This window comes from Halorubrum sp. SP3 (genome assembly GCF_005435195.1).
In the GTDB taxonomy this organism is placed as follows: Archaea; Halobacteriota; Halobacteria; order Halobacteriales; family Haloferacaceae; genus Halorubrum; species Halorubrum sodomense.
The window spans coordinates 1-298 of the sequence record NZ_SGTU01000574.1; the positions used below are offsets into that span (position 1 = coordinate 1).

At 69.5% G+C, this 298-nt stretch carries 1 protein-coding gene; it reads right to left on the bottom strand.

The window, feature by feature from the left end; translation table 11 throughout:
• Positions 1-284 (bottom strand): DUF1684 domain-containing protein (locus EXE42_RS17625; RefSeq protein WP_137707119.1); only part of this gene is annotated, 284 nt, incomplete at its 3' end.
• Positions 285-298: the final 14 nt, after the last annotated feature.

A 298-nucleotide genomic window follows, 5' to 3' on the forward strand; every position in this document is an offset into this window, starting at 1 on the left:
GTCGCCGCCTCGCCGTCGACCTCGAAGCGGAACTCCCCCCACCGGCGGTACGTCTGTTCGCCCTCGGCCGTCGTCTCGACGGTCACCGTCTCCTTTTCGTCGTGCTCGTGGAGCGGCAGGACGAACCGGTACGCCGGGTCCGGGTCGTAGTACGCCAGTCCGGGGAAGCCGTCGCCCCGCATCGAGACCGGTAGCGGCGACCGCGCCGACTCGCGGAACTGCTGCGTCTTCGCCTCCCGCTGCGCCTCCACCTGTGCCGCCCAGTCGTCCGCGTCGTCGTCCATGATTGCCTTAGTAT